We start from the raw sequence: 18,391 nt of genomic DNA, 5'->3' as shown, positions 1-18,391 counted from the left end.
GGTTCTGCGTTTCGGTGTTTTTCATGCGCGTGTTGTTTTTACTGGCCGCCTTACTGTTCGGCCTGCCGTCTTTTGCGGCTTCTCGATGTGATGTCAATGTCCCGACTGAGCGGGTCGACCTGGACCAGGTGAGCCTGGCGTACCAGAGCATTGGTCGTGCCTCCGATCCGGCCTTGTTGCTGGTGATGGGTCTGGGCGGGCAGTTGATCCACTGGCCGGACGAAGTGGTGGTCGCCCTGTGCCAACAGGGTTTTCGGGTGATCCGCTACGACAACCGTGACGTTGGCCTGTCCACCTGGCGCCAGGCGCCCGCCAGCGCCAACCTGACCTTTGAAGTGCTGCGCTACAAACTGGGCCTGCCGGTGGCTGCGCCCTACACCTTGACTGACATGGCCGATGACGCGCTGGGGTTGATGGATGCGCTGCAGGTGCGCCAGTTCCATGTGTTGGGTGCGAGCATGGGCGGGATGATCGCCCAGCACCTGGCGGCCATGGCCCCGCAGCGCGTGGAAAGCCTGACCCTGATCATGACCAGCTCCGGCGCCGAAGGCCTGCCCGCGCCGAATGCTGCGCTGGTGCAACTGTTGTCACGGCGCAGCGCACCCAACCGCGAAGTGGCCCTGGAGCAGCAAGCCGATTTGCTCGCGGCCCTGGGCAGCCCTGAGGTCAAGGATGATCGCCAGGCCTTGCTGCAGCAGGCGGCGCAGTCCTACGACCGGGCATTCAACCCCGAGGGTGTGAAGCGCCAGATCATGGCGATCCTCGCCGAACCGAGCCGGGTGCCATTGCTCAATCAATTGCGCGTGCCGACCCTGGTGGTCCACGGCACGGCCGACCCGTTGCTGCCGGTCATGCATGGCGTGCACCTGGCGGCGCATATCCAGGGCAGCCAGTTGCGGCTGATCCCGGGCTTGGCTCATCGTTTCCAGGAGGCATTCAAGGCGCCGTTGCTGGCGGCGGTGTTGCCCTACCTGCAAGCCCACCGCGAAGAGGCGGCGCATTGGGCGCAGGTTGATCGCGCGCTGCCAGCCAAGGTTTTATGAGCAGCGCCTAGGGGTGTATGGTGCGACATTTATGGCGTGTAATGCCTGCGAGGTTGCCTGAATGAGTACTTCCCTGAAAATCGATTTCGTCAGCGACGTGTCCTGCCCCTGGTGCATCATCGGCCTGCGCGGCCTGACCGAAGCCCTGGACCAACTGGGCGCCGAAGTGCAGGCCGAGATCCACTTCCAGCCCTTCGAACTGAACCCGAACATGCCCGCCGAAGGGCAGAACATCGTTGAGCACATCACCGAAAAATACGGCTCCACCGCCGAAGAGTCCCAGGCCACCCGCGCCCGCATCCGCGACATGGGCGCCGCGCTGGGCTTTGCGTTTCGTACCGATGGCCAGAGCCGTATCTACAACACCTTCGACGCCCATCGCCTGCTGCACTGGGCCGGGCTCGAGGGCTTGCAGTACAACCTCAAGGAAGCGCTATTCAAAGCCTACTTCAGCGATGGCCAGGACCCCTCCGACCACGCTACCTTGGCGATCATCGCCGAAAGCGTCGGGCTGGACCTCAAGCGCGCAGCCGAGATCTTGGCCTCGGACGAATACGCCGCACAAGTGCGCGAGCAGGAACAACTGTGGGTCTCCCGTGGCGTGACCTCGGTGCCGACCATTGTGTTCAACGACCAGTACGCGGTCAGCGGCGGGCAGCCGGCTGAGGCGTTTGTCGGGGCGATCCGCCAGATCATCCAGGAGTCCAAGGCCTAAAGCCGAGCGCAAAGCAAAATGTGGGAGCGGGCTTGCTCGCGAAAGCGGTATATCAGCTAAGTATCTCTTAACTGACCCACCGCTTTCGCGAGCAAGCCCGCTCCCACATTGGATCATTGTTGCCCCCCCCTGGCCCATCCCTTGCATTACCCCCTTAAAGCCCAGCCGGCGTGCGGTTGGGCGCTGCCAAGGGGTGAAACATTACCTTGAATATCCTCGATCTCGACCACAGCCTCACAGCCCAGGCACCCATTGCCCGGCGTCTGGCCAGCGGTCACGCCACGCGCCTGGACCTGCTCGACCTGGGCCCGAAACTGCGCCTGTGGTCCACCGAAAAAACCTGGAAACGCTTTGCCCAGCGCCTGGCCCAACGGCCCCGGCCGACCACGGCACGACCCGAAATTTTCTTTGTCGGTTCTGGCGACTATCACCACTTGACCCCGGCTTTTCTCGCCGAGGTGCAGGAGCCCATCAGCCTGATCCACTTCGACAACCACCCCGACTGGGTGCGCCTGGCGCCGCGCCGGCACTGCGGTTCGTGGGTCAACCAGGCGCTGAAGATGCCGGCGATCAAACGTATCGTCACCCTCGGCCCGTGCAGCGATGACCTGCATAACCCGCAACTGCGCGGCGGCAACCTGGGCGCGCTCAAGCGCGGGCACTTGCAGTTGTTTCCCTGGCAGCACGCGCCGTCGAAAGTCTGGGGCCGGGTAGGGGATGGCGCCGGCCACGCGCAACAGGAAAACCACCTGCACTGGCGCAACCTGGCTGAGCTCGACTGGGGCGCATTCCTTGAGCAAATGATCGCCAGCCTGCCCACCGAGGCCGTGTGGATCACCCTGGACAAAGACGTGCTGGCCAGCGAAGACGCCGCCACCAACTGGGACCAGGGCGGCATGCGCCTGACGCATCTTTTGCAAGCCCTGCGGGCGTTGGCGGCGAGCAAGCGGATCATCGGTATCGATGTGTGTGGCGAGTTTGCCCAGCCGGCGTTCAGCAACGCGTTCAAACGCTGGGAAGCCAAGTCTGACCAACCGCCGGCCGAGCGCTGGAGCACGGACGATTTGCTGCGCAACGCGGCGACCAACGAGGCGTTGATCAACCTGTTCGAGGAGCTGTTTCCGTGACCCTGACCGTGGTGGTGTTATTGGTCTTTTCCATCGTGCTCGATGTGATTGGCCAGTTGTGTTTCAAGCTGGGCGTGGACCGCTTGCCCGAGATCAATGGCGGTTTTCGCCTGAGTGCATTTTGGGGCCAGGTGCTCAATGCACCGTTGCTCTGGGCGGGCATCGGCGCCTATGTGATTGAATTTTTCGTGTGGCTGGAGGCCTTGTCCCGTGCGCCGCTGAGCCTGTTGTTTCCGCTGGCGGCGCTGGCGTATTGCCTGGTGGTGCTGGTGGGCAAAGTCGTACTGGGGGAAACCGTCAGCCGCCGTCGGTGGCTGGGCACCCTGGTGATTACGGCCGGCGTGATGCTGGTGGCTGTTGCGGGGACTCAAGCATGAATTCGGAAAATATCGCTATCCGTCCGGTTGGCTGGCTGCACGGTCGCCTGGGGACGCTGGTGTTGTGGGCGTTGTTGATCTTGACCGAAAGCGGCGGCCAGTTGTTTACCAAGGTGGCCGGCGATCAGCTGGGGCAGATGGATTTCAACTGGCAATGGTTGGCAGCGGTAGCGGTCAACCCGGGGATCCTGGCGGCCATTGCCTGTTATATCGGCGCGTTCTTTGTGTGGATGCTGATCCTGCGGCGCAGCAGCCTGTCCCTGGCGTTCCCCCTGAGTTCGCTGGTGTTTGTGGTGGTGTTGCTCGGCTCATGGCTGGGCCTGGGCGAGCACATCAGCTTCCTGCACTGGGTGGGCGTGGTGGTGATTATTGGCGGTATCGCGCTGCTGGCCGAGGGCGAAGAAAACTGAGCCCAGACTGGAGTGCCGGACAAATGTGGGAGCGGGCTTGCTCGCGAAGGCGGTGGGTCAGTTAAGTAATTCCAGTCTGACACACCGCCTTCGCGAGCAAGCCCGCTCCCACATTTTTGACCGTATTCCCACAGGATGGACGCGGTCGAATGGGGCTTGGGCTTTGGACAATCAATCGAAGGTGTAGCTGATCGCCGTCTGCACCTGCCCCTGGTTCACCTCGCCGGTCTGGCGCACGATGTTGCTGTCGGCCGCCGAACCTGTCAGGTGTATCCAACTGGCACTGGCCAGCAGCGACCACTTGGGTGCCAGCGGGATCTGCAGGCTCTGGGTCAATGTCAGGTTCTGGAACCCGCCGCTGGCGTTGTACGGGCGAATTCCCGAGGCTTGCGCCTCATGCTCATCGACCCCGAAAAACGTCTGGGTCTGGTTATCGTCGGCAAAGTGCGCCACCAGCCCCGTACTGCCAATGACCCCGCCGCCCAGCGGATAACCCAGTTCGCCGCCGAGCTTGCCCAATATCCCGCTCTGGTCATGGGCGCCACCAACGCTGCGCCCCAGTTGCGCATAGACCCGCCAGAAATCGGCCGGCGCATACTGGATAAACCCACCGACCTCAGCCATGTCCGACACGTCCCGCAGGCCCTTTAGCGGCCCGTTGGCCGTGCGTCCCGGCAGGTAGTTGAGGTACGGCCCGGCGCTCAAGCCATTGTTGTTGAGCACGCTCCAGGTCAGGCCGTCATCGGTATCGAGGCTGACATCTCCCCAATCCAGGTCGAAGTACGGCACCGGTACCGTCTGATAGCGGCTGGCGGTGGGTTCCCGTGGCTGATAGCTCAGGCCCAGGCCCACCTCGCCGCTGATGCCGGCCGCCGCTGCCGAGTCCATCCATAGCCCCAGGACGCCGGCGCACACCAGCGAAGTCACCCTGAACATAGTGCTTGCTCCTCTTGCAAAACATGCGCGCATGAACGCGCAGGCGCGGGGGCTTGTGCAAGCACTCATGTTGTTTGTAGCGACCTACAAAATTTGTAGCTTGGCCGCGTCCTTTATCACCCGCGCATGCCCGCGAACCCCGGCCCTGCTGGGTTTTGCCCACTTGGCACAGTCCCTGCTCTATCCCTGTCAACGGCGCATCAGCGCGCTAGCATCCAAGGTAAACGCAGATGAATGACTGGCATATCGTGTGTGACTTCGATGGGACCATCACACCCACCGATGTCATCGACAACGTTCTCCAACGCTTCGCAGGCAGAGAATGGGAAACCATCGAGCAGCAATGGCTGGACGGCCATATCGGTTCGCGCGAATGCCTGAGCCGCCAACTGGCGCTGATCAAGGCGACGCCGGCCGAGCTGCTGGCGTACTTCGACACGGTCGAGATCGATCCGGACTTCCCGGACTTCGTCGACCATGTCCTTGGCCTCGGGGCCTCCCTTGAGGTGGTCAGTGACGGCATCGAGCAGGGCATCGCGCGGATCCTCTCGCGCAACTACGTGACCTTGCTGCCGATCATCGCCAACCGCCTGCGTCAGGTCGACCAGAACAGCTGGCGCATCGACTTCCCCCATGCCAGCGACGCCTGCCGCGCGGCCTCGGGCAACTGCAAATGCAAGTCCACCCCGCGCAACAAGCGGGTGTTGGTGATCGGCGACGGCAAGTCCGATATGTGCGTATCGACTACCGCCGATTTCGTCTTCGCCAAAGGCAGCCTGGCGCAGTACTGCCAGGCCCACGCCATCCCCCATCTGCGCTTCGACAGCTTTGCCGAACTGCCTGCATTACTGGCCCGACTGCCCCAGGGCATGGCCGCCAACGCCACTCACTTTACTTCTGACACTCAGGAACTCTTTCATCATGTCTGATATCCGTATCGCTACCGCCGAAGACCAGGTTCTGCTGGATAAAGAAGCCAAATACTGCTCTTACGGCGACACCGTCCACTACATCGACCCACCGCGTATCTTCAGCCGCTGCGAAGGCTCCTACGTCTGGGACACCGAAGACCAGGCCTACCTCGACCTGCAAATGTGGTACTCGGCGGTCAACTTCGGCTACGCCAACCCGCGCCTGAACAATGCGCTGAAACAGCAGATCGATACCCTGCCGCAAATCGCCAGCCAGTACCTGCACAAGGGCAAGATCGAGCTGTCGGAAATGATCGCGGTGGATGCCAAGAAAAAATTCGGCCTCGATGGCCGCGTGCATTTCAACGTCGGCGGTTCGCAGTCCATCGAGGACTCCCTGAAGGTGGTGCGTAACGCCTGCAACGGCAAGAGCCTGATGTTCGCCTTCGAAGGCGGCTACCACGGGCGTACCCTCGGCGCGTCGTCCATCACCTCCAGCTACCGCTACCGTCGCCGCTACGGCCACTTTGGCGAGCGCGCCAACTTCATCCCGTTCCCGTACCACTTCCGTGGGCCAAAGGGCATGACCAAGGAAGAATACGGTAGCCACTGCGTGCAGCAATTCGCGCGCCTGTTCGAGACCGAATACAACGGTGTCTGGGACCCGAAAGTCGGCCAGAGCGAATACGCCGCGTTTTACGTCGAGCCGATCCAGGGCACCGGCGGCTACGTGATCCCGCCGATGAACTTCTACAGCGAGCTCAAGCAAGTGCTCGACCAGCACGGCATCCTGATGGTGGTCGACGAAATCCAGATGGGCTTCTGGCGCACCGGCAAGTTGTGGTCGATCGAGCACTTCGATGTGCAACCGGACGTGATCGTGTTCGGTAAAGCCCTGACCAACGGCCTCAACCCATTGGGCGGCATCTGGGCCAAGGAAGAGCTGATCAACCCGAAACTGTTCCCGCCGGGTTCCACCCACTCCACCTTCGCCTCCAACCCGCTGGGCACGGCGGTGGGCCTGGAAATGTTCAAGATGACCAGCGAAGTCGACTACGGCGCGATGGTCATGGCCAAGGGCAAATACTTCCTTGAAGGCCTGCAGGACCTGCAAAAGCGCTTCCCGATCATCGGCGATGTGGATGGCCTGGGCCTGGCCCTGCGCTGCGAAATCTGCGGCTCCGATGGTTTCACTCCGGACAAGGCGACCCTGGACTACATGGTTGAGGAAGGCATGAAAGGCGACATGCTGGTAGACGGCCAGAAACTCGGGCTGATCCTCGATGTGGGCGGTTACTACAAGAACGTGATCACCCTGGCGCCGTCCCTGGAAATCAGCTACCCGGAAATCGACCTGGGCTTGAAGCTGCTGGAGCAACTGCTGACCCGAGCGATGAAGCGGTGAGTCTGGCCGATATCGATCTCGGCGAAGGCAACGCCGGCTTCGTTCTCGGCAACGGTCCGGTCGGGGTCCTGTTGATCCACGGCCTGACCGGCACCCCGACCGAATTGCGTCGGGTTGCCCAGGGCCTGGTCAAGGCGGGTAATTGCACGGTGTACGTGCCAACCCTGGCCGGGCACTGCGGGGGCAACGAGGACCTGCAGGCCACCGGCTGGCGCGACTGGTACGAGGGCGTGCGCAAGACCTTTGTCGGGGTGCAGCAGCGTCATGCGCAGGTGTTCGTCGGTGGCTTGTCCATGGGCGCGGTGATGTCGATGTACCTGGCTTCGGAATTTCCGGGCCAGGTCGCGGGGTTGCTGATGTATTCCACGACCCTCAAGTACGACGGTTGGAGCATCAACAAAATGGCGTTCATCACGCCGTTGCTGATCCGCATTCCCTTCGGCGTGCGCCTGTTCCGCTTTACCGAGAAGCCGCCCTACGGCATCAAGAACGAACGCTTGCGGGCGATCGTCGAGCGGCAGATGAAAGAGGGCGAGAGCAGTGAAGCCGGGTTGTTGACCATGGAAGGCGTCACCGTGCGCGAGTTGCACTGGATGAATGCCGTGGTGAAGAAACGCATGCCGTCGATCAAGGCCCCGGCGCTGGTCCTGCACTCCATCGAGGACGACATCACCAGCCGCTGGAACGCCGACTACGTGGAACGCCACCTCGGCGGCCCGGTGACCAAGATCCTGTTGGACAACTGTTACCACATGATCACCGTCGACCTGCAATACCGGCGGGTGATCGAGTTGAGTGCCGACTTCATTGAGCAGCACACCACCCCTGTGGACGAATATCGCCGGGCCTGACACCGCCCCCTGTAGGAGCGGGCTTGCCCGCGATGGTCGCCAACGATGACAGGTAGCGCCTGGTTCAACGCGGCGGCCTCGAGTTTTTCGCTGGCAAGCCAGCGCCTACAAGGTTCTCCCTGTAGGCGCCGGGTTGTCCGCTTGCCACAGTATTGACAGGGATCAGATGTGATAACCGCGCAAACCTTCCCGAGCATCCAAGCCATCGACCGCAGTGCCTGGAACGACTGCTTTCCCCAGGCCCTGGAGGATTGGGACTACTACGTCGCCGTGGAAAACGCCGCTATCGACGACTTCCAATGGCGCTACCTGGCCCTTTATGAGGAGGGGCGGCTGCTGGCGGTGGCCCCGGCGTTCATCACCCATTACCGCCTCGACACCACCGTCTCGGGTATGGGCAAACGCTTCACCCAACGCCTGGAACGCTGGTGGCCGGGCGCATTGTGCCTGGGCCTGTACGCCATCGGTTCGCCGGTGGCCGAGCAATGCCATGCCGGTGTCGCCAGCCATGTGCCGGCGGCGCGCCGTGGTGCCTTGTTGCAGCAACTGCTGGCCGCCGCACGGCGGGATGCCGATGCATTCGGCATCGGTTTGCTGGCGGTCAAGGATGCTCCGACCCAGGATCAGGACTGGGCCCACAGTTGCAAGGCCGCCGGCCTGCACAGCATGCCGAGCCTGCCGACCGGGCTGCTGCCGCTGCCCTACGGCTCGGTGGATGCCTACCTGGGCTCCCTGGGCAAATCCACGCGCAAGGACTTGCGGCGCAAGCTACGCGCGCCGGGGCCACAGGTGGAGTGGCGGGACAATGTCGATGACGTATTGCCAGATATCATGCGTCTCTACGAAGCGACCCTGGCCCGCGCCGACCTGCAATTCGAACGCCTGCCCGCCGGTTATTTCAGCCAGGTGCTCGCCCAGCTTGAACAACGGGCGCGCTGTGTACTTTACTGGGTGGATGGGCAGTTGGTGGCGTTCAACCTGGTGCTGCTCGACCAGCATCGGCTGATCGACAAGTTCTTTGCCCATGACCTGGCCCACAGCCGCGAACATAACCTGTACTTTCGCAGTTGGCTGACCAACGTCGACTACTGCATCGAGCACAATATTGCGTTGTATGAGTGCGGGCAGGCCGGGTATGCCAGTAAGCTACGCCTGGGCTGCGGGTTCGCCGGCAATACCCTGTTTTTCCAGCACCGCAACCGCTTGCTCGACACCCTGCTCAAAGTGCTAAAAGTGTTTATTCGCCCGGACCGATCCGACCCTGCCATGGCTGCTGCAATAAGCGAAACCCGATGATTGCCAAAACCCGCCAGAAAGCCCGCCCGTTCGCCATTTCCCGCTGGAGCCTGCAGCGCAAGCTGGTGTTGGCGTTCTGGCTGGTGACGGTGATCCCGACGATGATCGCCGCGGAGCTGGCGGCCACCACCCTGTCGCAGATTTTCGACAGTAACGTGCGCATCTGGCTGCAAGAGTCGACCCGCATCGTCAAGGACGAAGTCAGCGACATCCTGCACGACAACGCCCGCGTGGCGCAGATCTTCCTGCGTTATGTGCGTCCGCCCTCCACCCATGAAGCGATGCGGCATGACCGTTTGATCGCGGACATTGCCAGCGCCACTGATATTGACGTGGTAACGCTGATTCGCAGCAGCGACGGCAAAGTGATGTTCAGCACCGTGGGCGACGATGTGGTGAAACAAATCAGCCTCGCCCCCAATGCCGTATTGCAAACCGTGCAGGTTGCCGGCGTGGCCACCGGGGCGGTGATTTCCTCGTTCGAAACCACTCAGGACGGTGTCGATTACGAACTGTTGGTGGGCACCTATCTGGACAGCAGCTTCCTGACCAGTGTCGCCGAGGTCCACTCCCTGGACTTGCGCCTGTACCTGGCCAACACCGACGGCTTCTCGGAGATCTTCTCGACCCAGCGTTTTGAAGATCACCCGACCCGCGTGCCGAAATCCGTGGAAACCCTGCTGCGCAGCACCAAGCAGCCTAGCGAGCAATTCACCAGCAACTACAGTGGCCTGTACTGGCCGATCTTCAATGACACCGGCGAGTTGCAGGGCGTGATCTTCAGCGGCCTGCTACGCCACACCAGCCTGGTGGGGCTGGTGAACCAGAGCAATCTGTTCGTGCTGATCTTCCTGCTCAGTTCCGCCTTGTCCCTGGGCGCCGGCGTGCTGGTCTCCCGGCACCTGACGCGGCCGCTGCGTGAGTTGTCCCAGGGCGTGAGTGCGGTGATCAGCGGCAATTACCAGCACCGCGTGGCCGTCACCGGCGGCGATGAGTTGGCGCAACTGAGCAGCACCTTCAACCACATGACCGAGCGCCTGGGCGAATTGCATCACCTCGAGGCCCAACTGCGTCGGCGCGACCGCCTGCATGCCCTGGGCGAAGTGGCGATGGGCCTGGCCCACGAAATCCGCAACCCATTGGGCATCATCAAGACCGCGACCCAACTGCTGCACCGCCGCACGGACCTGCCGGAGACCGACAAGCGCCACCTGGAATATGTGGTCAGCGAAGTCAGCCGGATCAATGACCTGATCACCGACTTTCTCGATTTCGCCAAACCCAGCGAGCCCCTGCGCAGCCAGCAGCTGGCGCGGCCACTGGTGGAAGACATCCTGGGGTTCTGCGCGCCGGAGCTGGCGAGCCACGCCATCGACGCCCATCTCGACGACCAGGCGCCTGGCGCGACCCTCTATGTGGACGCCAAGCAATTCAAGCAGGCGTGCCTGAACCTGATTCTCAACGCCATCGATGCCATGCCCCAGGGCGGGCGCCTGACGTTAAGCATCAGCCGCGCGGACCAGTCCACAGTGATCAGCGTCAGCGACAGCGGGCAGGGCATCCCGGCAGAGATGATCGAGCGGATCTTTACCCCCTTCGTCACCACCAAGGCCTCGGGCACCGGCCTTGGCCTGGCGAAAGTCTATTCGATCATGGAAAGTCACGATGGCCGCATCGAATGCACCAGCGAGAAGGATGCCGGCGCAACCTTCAGCCTGTACATTCCGGCCAGCGGTGAAGATGACGGCGACGACGAGGACAGTCATGACGCATAACATATTGGTGGTCGACGACGAGCCCAAGCTCTGCGATTTGCTGGCCTCGGCCCTGAGCCAGAACGATATCCAGGTGTTTATCGCCGGTAATGGCCTGCATGCCCTCAAGGTGCTGGAGCAGGAAGATATCGACCTGGTGATCAGCGACTGGCGCATGCCCGGCATGGACGGCCCGCAGTTGCTGGCCGAGATCAAGGTGCGCTACCCACAGTTGCCGGTGATCGTGATGACGGCCTACAGCACTGTGAAAAATGCCGTGCAGTCGATGCGCAACGGCGCCTACGACTACATTGCCAAGCCCTTCGATATCGACGAGCTGGATATCACCGTGGCCAAGGCCTTGCAGTTTCGCGACATCATGCGCGACAACGCACGGCTGCGCGCCGAGCTCGACGAGCATGCGCAGTTCGACAGCCTGGTGGGCGACAGCCCGGCGTTCCGCCGTGTGCTGCAAGCGGTGGATTCGGTGCGCGAAAGCAACGCCACCATCCTGTTGACCGGCGAAAGCGGCACCGGCAAGGAAATGGTCGCCCGCGCCATTCACAAGCATGGCAACCGCGCCGATAAACCCTTTGTCGCAGTCAATTGCGCTGCGATCCCCGAAGGCTTGCTGGAAAGCGAAATGTTCGGCCATCGCAAGGGCGCCTTCACCGGCGCCGTGGCCGACCGGGTCGGGCGTTTCATGCAGGCCGACAAGGGCACGCTGTTTCTCGACGAGGTGGGCGATATGCCCCTGGCGTTGCAGGCCAAGATCCTGCGCGCCTTGCAGGAACGGGTGATCGAACCGGTGGGCGACCCCCGCGAGCGCAAGGTGGATGTGCGGGTGATCGCCGCCACCAACAAGAACCTGCTGGAAGCCGTGGCGAACAAGGAGTTTCGCGAGGACCTCTACTACCGTCTCAACGTGTTCCCAATCCCGCTGCCCGCTCTGCGCGAGCGTGTCGAAGACATCGCCCCGCTGGCACGCCACTTTGCCCGCAGCCTGAGCGCCAATGCCGGTAAACGCATCACCGGCTTCAGCGCAGACGCCTTGCAGGCCATGGCGGCCTACAGCTGGCCGGGCAATATCCGCGAGCTGCAAAACTGCGTGGAGCGCGCGACCATCGTCGCGGCGAGCCCGGTGATTGAAGATATCGACTTGCCGGCCTATCTGTTCGCGTCCCAGCCGACGGCGGGTGACGTGACGACGATTCTCAGCGAAGGCCCGGGCGTGCCTCGGGACCTGGATGCGGCGCTGGCAGAAGTGGAGAAGGCGTACATCCTGGCGGCGCTGCAGGAGAGCAATGGCGTGCAGGCGGCTGCGGCGTCAAGGATCGGGATTTCCGAGCGCAGCTTCTGGTACCGCTTGAAAAAGCTCGGGATCCAGATCGACAAGATCGTGCGCTGAGCCCTGGGAGTCACACAGATCAAATGTGGGAGCTGTCGAGCCCCAGCGAGGCTGCGATGCAGGCAACTCGGTTTTACAGGTGTATCGAGTTGATCCTATCGCAGCCTCGCCGGGGCTCGACAGCTCCCACAGGGGATCAGCGCAGGCTCAGGCGTGGATGCGTACCCACACGCTGACCAGTACCGTCGCGGCCATCAGCCAGGCTACTGCGGCGACTGCCAGCGAGGCCTCCAGGCGCATGCGGTCGACCATCACATACAAGGTCGCCAAGTACACAAAGTACGGAATGATCGACCACATGCCGAACACAATCGTGGTTTTCAAGTCGTCCACCGAGCGGCCCTTGCCGACGATGTAGTGGGCGATCAGGGCAAAGGTCGGAAACAGCGGCACCAGGCCAGCGATGTAGTAGTTCCTGGTCTTGGCCAGCACTGCCAGGAGCAATACCACCGCCGCACCGAGGGCGGCCTTGAAAACTAAATCCACGCAGTACTCCTTAGTGGTTCAGGCCGTATTTCTTGACCTTGTCGAACAGGGTGGTCTTGGCCATGCCCAGCTCCAGGCTGGCCTGGGTCAGGTTGCCGCCGCTGCGCTGCAGGGCGTCGCTGAGCAGGTTGCGCTCAAAGGCTTCCACCGCCTCGGTAAAGGCCAGGCCATGGTTGTCGGGGCTGTTGCCGCTCTTCTTGAAGGCCGGCAGGCCCAGGGCAAAGCGTTCGGCGACGTTGCGCAGTTCACGCACGTTGCCGGGCCAGTCGTGGCTCATCAGGCTGGACAGGGTCTGGTTGTCCAGCTCCGGGGCGATGCGGTCGAAACGCAGGGATGACTGCTGCAGGAAGTGTTCGAACAGTTGCAGGATATCTTCGCGACGCTCGCGCAGGGGCGGCAGTTCCAGGGTCACTACGTTCAGGCGGTAGTACAAGTCGCTGCGGAACTGGTTGGCGCGGCTCAATTCGTCAAGGTCGGACTTGGTCGCGGCGATCACCCGGCAATCCACCGCCACGCTCTGGTTCGAGCCCAGGCGTTCCAGGGTGCGCTCCTGCAAGACCCGCAGCAGTTTGATCTGCAGGTTCATCGGCATGCTTTCCACTTCGTCGAGGAACAGCGTGCCTTCGTGAGCATGTTCGATCTTGCCGATCCGCCGCTTGCCCGCGCCGGTGAAGGCGTTGGCTTCGTGACCGAAAATCTCGCTTTCAAACAGGTTTTCCGGCAGGCCGCCGCAGTTCAGGGCCACGAACTGGTGGGCGTGGCGGCGGCTGAAGTCGTGCAGGCAGCGGGCGACCAGTTCCTTGCCGGTGCCGGTCTCGCCTTCGATCAGCACGTTGGCTGAGGTGTCGGCGACATTGGCGATCAACTCCCGCAGGTTCTGCATTGCCGGCGAGCGCCCGATGATCCGGCCTTCCAGGGAGTCACGCTCGGCCAGCTGCCGGCGCAACGCCCAGACTTCCCGGGCCAGGCCGCGCTGTTCGAGGGCGCGGCGCACCACGTCCACCAGGCGTTCCGGGGAAAAAGGTTTTTCCATGAAGTCATAGGCGCCGTTGCGCATCGCGCCCACGGCCATGGAGATGTCGCCGTGGCCGGTGATCAGCACCACCGGCAGGCTTTTATCCAGGGCCTTGAGGCGGGTCAACAGCTCCAGGCCGTCGATGCCGGGCAGGCGGATATCGCTGATCACAATGCCGGCAAAGTTCTCGCCGACGCGCTTGAGGGCCTCTTCGGCACTGGCCACGCCGACGCTGGGAATATCTTCCAGGGCCAGGGCTTGCTGGCAGCCGAGCAACACATGGGGATCGTCTTCGACGATCAGCACGGTCAGTTCGGTATTGGGTTGGCTGTTCATATCGATTCGCCGGGTTGATGGCCTGCCAGGGGCAGGCTCAGGACAAAGGCCGTACCACCATCGGCCGGGTGCTCGACGGCCAGGTTGCCGCCGGTGGCCGCCGCGAGGCTGGCCGACAGGGTCAGGCCCAGGCCCAATCCTTGTTCGCCGGGTTTGGTGGTGAAAAAGGGTTCGAACAGGTGCTTGCGGGTCTCTGGGTCGATGCCATGCCCGTTGTCCCGCACCCGCAGGCGGTATTTGCCTTCATGGATATCACTTTCCAGCCACAGCTCGGGGGCGGGTTGGGCGTGCATCGCGTCCAGGGCGTTGCCGATCAGGTTGACCAGGATCTGCTCCAGGCGCGTCTGGTCGATTTGCAACATGGCCTGGCTGAAACCGCGGTGTACGGTCAGCGGCAGGTTGTCGAGGCGGCTGCCCAGGACCTGGAACGCCGCGTCCACGGCCTTGGCCAGGCTGGCTTCACCCTGGTCGTCACCACGCCGGGCAAACGAGCGCAGGCTGGCGGTGATGCGGCCCATGCGGTCGATCAGTTCATTGATGGTCTTGAGGTTGGTGCTGGCGGTATCCAGGGCACCGCGTTCCAGGAAGCGCACGGTGTTGCCGGACAAGGTGCGCAAGGCCGCCAGGGGCTGGTTCAGTTCATGGGCGATGCTGGTCGACATCTGGCCGATGGCCGCCAGTTTTCCGGCCTGGACCAATTCGTCCTGGGCCCGGCGCAGGGTTTCTTCGGCCTGGCGTCGCTCGCGGATCTGCGCCTTGAGCCGTTCGTTGCTGGCGCGCAGGTCGCCGGTGCGCTCGGCAATCCGCCGCTCCAGTTGGTTGTTGGCTTCCTGCAGGGCCTCGCGGGCGGCCAGGCGTGTGGCGATCACCTTGCGCCGCTCATTCCAGGCAATCAGCAGGAACGCCACCAGGGCAAAGGCCACCGCCACGAGGATGCCCTGGTTGATCGCCGCCTGGCGCAGGTCGTTGAGCGGGGTGAGCAGGGTGAAATTCCACGGCGTGTCGTTCAGTGGCCGGGTCTGGGCCAGGTAGGTGACTTCCTGGTCGTCGGCCACCACTTCACTGTTGGCGGGGAAGGTCAGCTTCTCGGTGCCGGCGTCGAGGTGCTCGCGGGCCAGGGGTTGCAGTTCGTTGAGGGTCGCCCAGTAATACTGCAGGCTGCGGGCCAGGCGTTCCTTGGTCTCGTCGCTCAGCGGGCGCACGGCCTTGAGCCGGCGCGCCGGGTCGCTGGAGAGGATGATGATGCCGTTCTCATCGCTGACGAAGGCTTCCAGGCGCGCGCGCTGCCAGCGTTCTTCCAACGCTTCGAGACGCACCTTGACCACCGCGACGCCAATGATCTTGCCGCGTTCTTCCAGGCCATGGGCCAGGTAGTAGCCGGGTTCGCCATTGGTGCTGCCGATGCCATAGAAACGGCCGGGCTGGCCACGCACGGCATTCTGGAAATAGGCGCGGAACGACAGGTCTTCACCCAGGTAACTGTCGATATCGCGCCAGTTACTGGTGGCCATCACACGGCCGGTGGTGTCCATCACATAAATCGCCCGGCTGCGGCTGCGCCGGTTCAGGCCTTCGAGGTATTCGTTGACGGTTTGCCGGTGTTCCGGGCTTGGCTCGGCCAGCAGCTTGGAGACACTGGACTCCAGCTCCAGCAGGCTGGGCAGGTAGGTGTATTTGCTGATCTCACTTTCGACCGTGCGCGCATGCAGCTCCAACTGGCGCTCACCGTTCTCGCCCAGGGTGCGAATGCCGTAGTACTCGCTGGTCCAGAAGCCGATATAGCCCAGGCCGATCATCAACAGGATGATCAGGGGCGGCAGGAACAACTGGCGAATCAGACGGGGCTTCACGGCAAGTGATGGCGGCGCGGCGCGATAGAGGGTGGGGTCGCATTTCATCACAGATGCCTTGGGTCAACCAGCGCTTGCCTGGACCGGTGTGGGAGCGGGCTTGCCCGCGATGACGGTAGGTCAGCCACAGATAGGTTGACTGATACACCGTAATCGCGGGCAAGCCCGCTCCCACAGGGCCCGGGTTCTACAGTGGACGCTGTGTCGTGCTTAGTGCTGCAGGATTTTCTCGAGGAAGTGCTGCGCACGTTCGGAGCGGGCGCTGATATCGCCGAAGAACTCTTCTTTAGGGCAGTCCTCGATGATCTTGCCGGCATCCATGAAGATCACACGGTCGGCCACTTTACGGGCGAAGCCCATTTCGTGGGTCACGCACATCATGGTCATGCCTTCCTGGGCCAGTTGCACCATCACGTCCAGTACTTCGTTGACCATCTCCGGGTCCAGAGCCGAAGTCGGTTCGTCGAACAGCATGACGATCGGGTCCATGGCCAGTGCACGGGCAATCGCCACGCGCTGCTGCTGGCCGCCGGACAGTTGGCCCGGGTGCTTGTCCTTGTGCGCCGTCAGACCCACGCGCTCCAGCAATTGCAGGCCTTTCTTGGTGGCTTCTTCCTTGCTGCGGCCCAGCACCTTGATCTGCGCAATTGTCAGGTTTTCGGTGATGGTCATGTGCGGGAACAGTTCGAAGTGCTGGAACACCATGCCCACGCGCGAGCGCAGTTGCGGCAGGTTGGTCTTCGGGTCGGCAATCGAGGTGCCGTCGACCACGACGTCACCTTTCTGGAACGGTTCCAGGGCGTTGACGCACTTGATCAGGGTGGATTTGCCCGAGCCGGACGGCCCGCACACCACGATCACTTCGCCTTTTTTGACATCAGTGCTGCAATCGGTCAGCACCTGGAAGTCGCCATACCACTTGTTGATGTTCTTGATAGAGATCATACGGCAAACCTTTTTTGCAGACGCTTGACCAGCAGCGAGGCGGCAAAGCTGATGATGAAGTAGACGACACCGGCAAAGATCAGGAACTCATTGGAGCGGCCGATAATGTCGCCGTTGGAGCGAGCGGAGTTGAGGAAGTCCACCAGGCCCACGGTGTAGACCAGCGAGGTGTCCTGGAACAGGATGATGCTCTGCTGCAACAGCAGCGGGGTCATCTTGCGGAACGCCTGGGGCAGGATGATCAGGCGCATGGTCTGGCCGTAGGTCATGCCCATCGCTTGTGCTGCAGCCATCTGGCCCTTGGGGATCGACTGCACGCCGGCCCGCACGATTTCGCAGAAGTACGCCGCCTCGAACATCATGAATGCCACGACGCAGGAGGTGAACGCGCCGATTGGCGTGTCTTCGCCGGTGATCCAGCGCAACACGAACGGCACCGCCAGGTAGAACCAGGTGATCACCAGCAGCAGCGGGATCGAGCGGAAGTAGTTCACGTAGGCGCCGGCCACGCGGGACAGCAGTTTGCTGGAGGACAGGCGCATCAACGCCAGGATGGTCCCGAGGACGATGCCGCCGACCACGCCCATGACCATCAGCTTCAAGGTCATGACCATGCCGTTCCACAGGCCAGGGAAGGCCGGGATAATGCCGCTGAAATCGAATTCCATTATTTACCCCCCACGGAAATCAGGCCGGGCACTGCGACTTTCTTCTCGACCACGCGCATCAGCAACATCAGGCTCATGTTCAGGGTGAAGTAGATCAGCGTGGCCAGGGTGAAGGCTTCAAACAGGTTGGCCGAGAACTCGGCGGTCTGCTTGGTTTGCGCCAGCAACTCCATCAGGCCGATCAAGGACGCCACGGAGGAGTTCTTGAAGACGTTGAGGAATTCCGAGGTGAGCGGCGGAATGATGATCCGGTAGGCCTGGGGCAACAGCACGTTCCAGTAGATCTGTGACAGGCTGAAACCCATGGCGCGCGCGGCGGCTTCCTGACCGTGGGGCAGGGCCTGGATACCGGTACGCACTTGTTCACATACGCGGGCGGCGGTGAACAGGCCCAGGCACACGACAACGCTCAGGTAGGCCGAGGTGGTCGGGTTCAAGTCTTGTTTGTACCAGTCCTGCAGGTTCTGCGGCAGCAGGTCGGGTACCAGGAAGTACCAGATGAACAGCTGTACCAGCAGTGGCACGTTACGAAAGAGTTCCACGTAGCAGGTGGCGATGCCGGCCACGAGCCGATTAGGCATCGTGCGCATTACGCCCAGTACCGAGCCCAGCAGCAAGGCAACGATCCAGGCCACGATGGCGATGGCGATGGTCCAGCCCAAACCGGAGATGAACCAGTCGAGATAGGTCTCGCTGCCCACGCCGGTGGACTTGAAGAATACGCCCCAGTCCCAGTTGTAATTCATTAGGGTCTCCCCCGAAATCGATCGATGTACAAGCACCCGCTTGGGGAAAATCCATTCCCGCCTGACGGTGAACGTCAGGCACACAAGATCGGCTCGGAAACCGCCAGGTCGA

Annotated in this window: 18 protein-coding genes; 11 read left to right on the top strand and 7 right to left on the bottom strand. The window is 62.4% G+C overall.

The window, feature by feature from the left end; genetic code table 11:
- Positions 1 to 23 precede the first annotated feature (23 nt).
- The 5 genes from GDV60_RS21700 (at position 24) to GDV60_RS21680 (ending at position 3,672) form a co-directional block, all read left to right on the top strand.
- Positions 24 to 1,043 carry an alpha/beta fold hydrolase gene (locus tag GDV60_RS21700; protein ID WP_029297417.1) on the top strand — a complete coding sequence of 340 codons (1,020 nt, stop codon included), beginning with the start codon at positions 24 to 26 and terminating at the stop codon, positions 1,041 to 1,043.
- 61 nt (positions 1,044 to 1,104) lie between these two features.
- Positions 1,105 to 1,758 carry a DsbA family oxidoreductase gene (locus tag GDV60_RS21695; RefSeq protein WP_070994772.1) on the top strand — a complete coding sequence of 218 codons (654 nt, stop codon included), beginning with the start codon at positions 1,105 to 1,107 and terminating at the stop codon, positions 1,756 to 1,758.
- Between the two features lie 206 nt (positions 1,759 to 1,964).
- On the top strand, positions 1,965 to 2,885 hold the full coding sequence (locus tag GDV60_RS21690; protein ID WP_159908712.1) for an arginase: 921 nt from the start codon (positions 1,965 to 1,967) through the stop codon (positions 2,883 to 2,885).
- On the top strand, positions 2,882 to 3,262 hold the full coding sequence (locus GDV60_RS21685; protein ID WP_065944150.1) for an EamA family transporter: 381 nt from the start codon (positions 2,882 to 2,884) through the stop codon (positions 3,260 to 3,262). Before GDV60_RS21690 ends, GDV60_RS21685 begins: the two co-directional genes overlap by 4 nt.
- Positions 3,259 to 3,672, top strand: a complete 414-nt coding sequence (locus GDV60_RS21680; protein WP_029297410.1) for an EamA family transporter — start codon at positions 3,259 to 3,261, stop codon at positions 3,670 to 3,672. The genes GDV60_RS21685 and GDV60_RS21680 overlap by 4 nt, the downstream gene beginning before the upstream one ends.
- Positions 3,673 to 3,843: 171 nt before the next feature.
- On the opposite strand, the gene GDV60_RS21675 is transcribed toward GDV60_RS21680, so the two are convergent.
- Positions 3,844 to 4,608, bottom strand: a complete 765-nt coding sequence (locus GDV60_RS21675) for a MipA/OmpV family protein (protein ID WP_159908711.1) — start codon at positions 4,606 to 4,608, stop codon at positions 3,844 to 3,846.
- 230 nt (positions 4,609 to 4,838) lie between these two features.
- On the opposite strand from GDV60_RS21675, the gene GDV60_RS21670 reads away from it, so the two are divergent.
- From GDV60_RS21670 to GDV60_RS21645, 6 genes are all read left to right on the top strand, one after another.
- Positions 4,839 to 5,537, top strand: a complete 699-nt coding sequence (locus tag GDV60_RS21670) for an MtnX-like HAD-IB family phosphatase (RefSeq protein ID WP_029295151.1) — start codon at positions 4,839 to 4,841, stop codon at positions 5,535 to 5,537.
- On the top strand, positions 5,530 to 6,924 hold the full coding sequence (locus GDV60_RS21665; protein ID WP_104910840.1) for an aspartate aminotransferase family protein: 1,395 nt from the start codon (positions 5,530 to 5,532) through the stop codon (positions 6,922 to 6,924). The genes GDV60_RS21670 and GDV60_RS21665 overlap by 8 nt, the downstream gene beginning before the upstream one ends.
- Complete coding sequence (locus GDV60_RS21660) at positions 6,921 to 7,775, top strand: carboxylesterase (protein ID WP_159908710.1); 855 nt, start codon at positions 6,921 to 6,923, stop codon at positions 7,773 to 7,775. Before GDV60_RS21665 ends, GDV60_RS21660 begins: the two co-directional genes overlap by 4 nt.
- Positions 7,776 to 7,943: 168 nt before the next feature.
- Positions 7,944 to 9,071, top strand: a complete 1,128-nt coding sequence (locus tag GDV60_RS21655) for a GNAT family N-acetyltransferase (protein WP_159908709.1) — start codon at positions 7,944 to 7,946, stop codon at positions 9,069 to 9,071.
- Entirely contained in the window at positions 9,068 to 10,846 is a 1,779-nt protein-coding gene (locus GDV60_RS21650; protein WP_159908708.1) for a HAMP domain-containing sensor histidine kinase, read from the top strand. The genes GDV60_RS21655 and GDV60_RS21650 overlap by 4 nt, the downstream gene beginning before the upstream one ends.
- Entirely contained in the window at positions 10,836 to 12,233 is a 1,398-nt protein-coding gene (locus tag GDV60_RS21645) for a sigma-54 dependent transcriptional regulator (RefSeq protein ID WP_029295157.1), read from the top strand. Before GDV60_RS21650 ends, GDV60_RS21645 begins: the two co-directional genes overlap by 11 nt.
- Positions 12,234 to 12,380: 147 nt before the next feature.
- Here the strand turns inward: GDV60_RS21645 and GDV60_RS21640 are convergent, their stop codons facing one another.
- The 6 genes from GDV60_RS21640 to GDV60_RS21615 all read right to left on the bottom strand — a co-directional run bounded on the left by GDV60_RS21640 (position 12,381) and on the right by GDV60_RS21615 (position 18,279).
- The gene (locus GDV60_RS21640; protein WP_029295158.1) at positions 12,381 to 12,719 is read right to left on the bottom strand and encodes a GlpM family protein; all 339 of its coding nucleotides are present in this window, start codon (positions 12,717 to 12,719) and stop codon (positions 12,381 to 12,383) included.
- A gap of 10 nt (positions 12,720 to 12,729) precedes the next feature.
- A complete protein-coding gene (locus GDV60_RS21635; protein WP_029295159.1) occupies positions 12,730 to 14,070 on the bottom strand; it encodes a sigma-54 dependent transcriptional regulator in 1,341 nt (446 codons plus the stop codon).
- Entirely contained in the window at positions 14,067 to 15,968 is a 1,902-nt protein-coding gene (locus tag GDV60_RS21630; protein ID WP_159908707.1) for an ATP-binding protein, read from the bottom strand. Before GDV60_RS21630 ends, GDV60_RS21635 begins: the two co-directional genes overlap by 4 nt.
- Positions 15,969 to 16,130: 162 nt before the next feature.
- Positions 16,131 to 16,865: an amino acid ABC transporter ATP-binding protein gene (locus GDV60_RS21625; RefSeq protein WP_092237986.1), complete on the bottom strand. Its 735-nt coding sequence runs from the start codon at positions 16,863 to 16,865 to the stop codon at positions 16,131 to 16,133.
- Positions 16,862 to 17,533: an amino acid ABC transporter permease gene (locus GDV60_RS21620; protein ID WP_029295163.1), complete on the bottom strand. Its 672-nt coding sequence runs from the start codon at positions 17,531 to 17,533 to the stop codon at positions 16,862 to 16,864. Before GDV60_RS21620 ends, GDV60_RS21625 begins: the two co-directional genes overlap by 4 nt.
- The gene (locus GDV60_RS21615) at positions 17,533 to 18,279 is read right to left on the bottom strand and encodes an amino acid ABC transporter permease (RefSeq protein WP_029295164.1); all 747 of its coding nucleotides are present in this window, start codon (positions 18,277 to 18,279) and stop codon (positions 17,533 to 17,535) included. The genes GDV60_RS21620 and GDV60_RS21615 overlap by 1 nt, the downstream gene beginning before the upstream one ends.
- Positions 18,280 to 18,391 lie beyond the last annotated feature (112 nt).

Origin of the sequence: Pseudomonas sp. DTU12.1, from assembly GCF_009873475.1 — a bacterium.
Lineage (GTDB): Bacteria > Pseudomonadota > Gammaproteobacteria > Pseudomonadales > Pseudomonadaceae > Aquipseudomonas > Aquipseudomonas proteolytica.
This window is presented reverse-complemented; position numbering and strand designations above follow the sequence as displayed.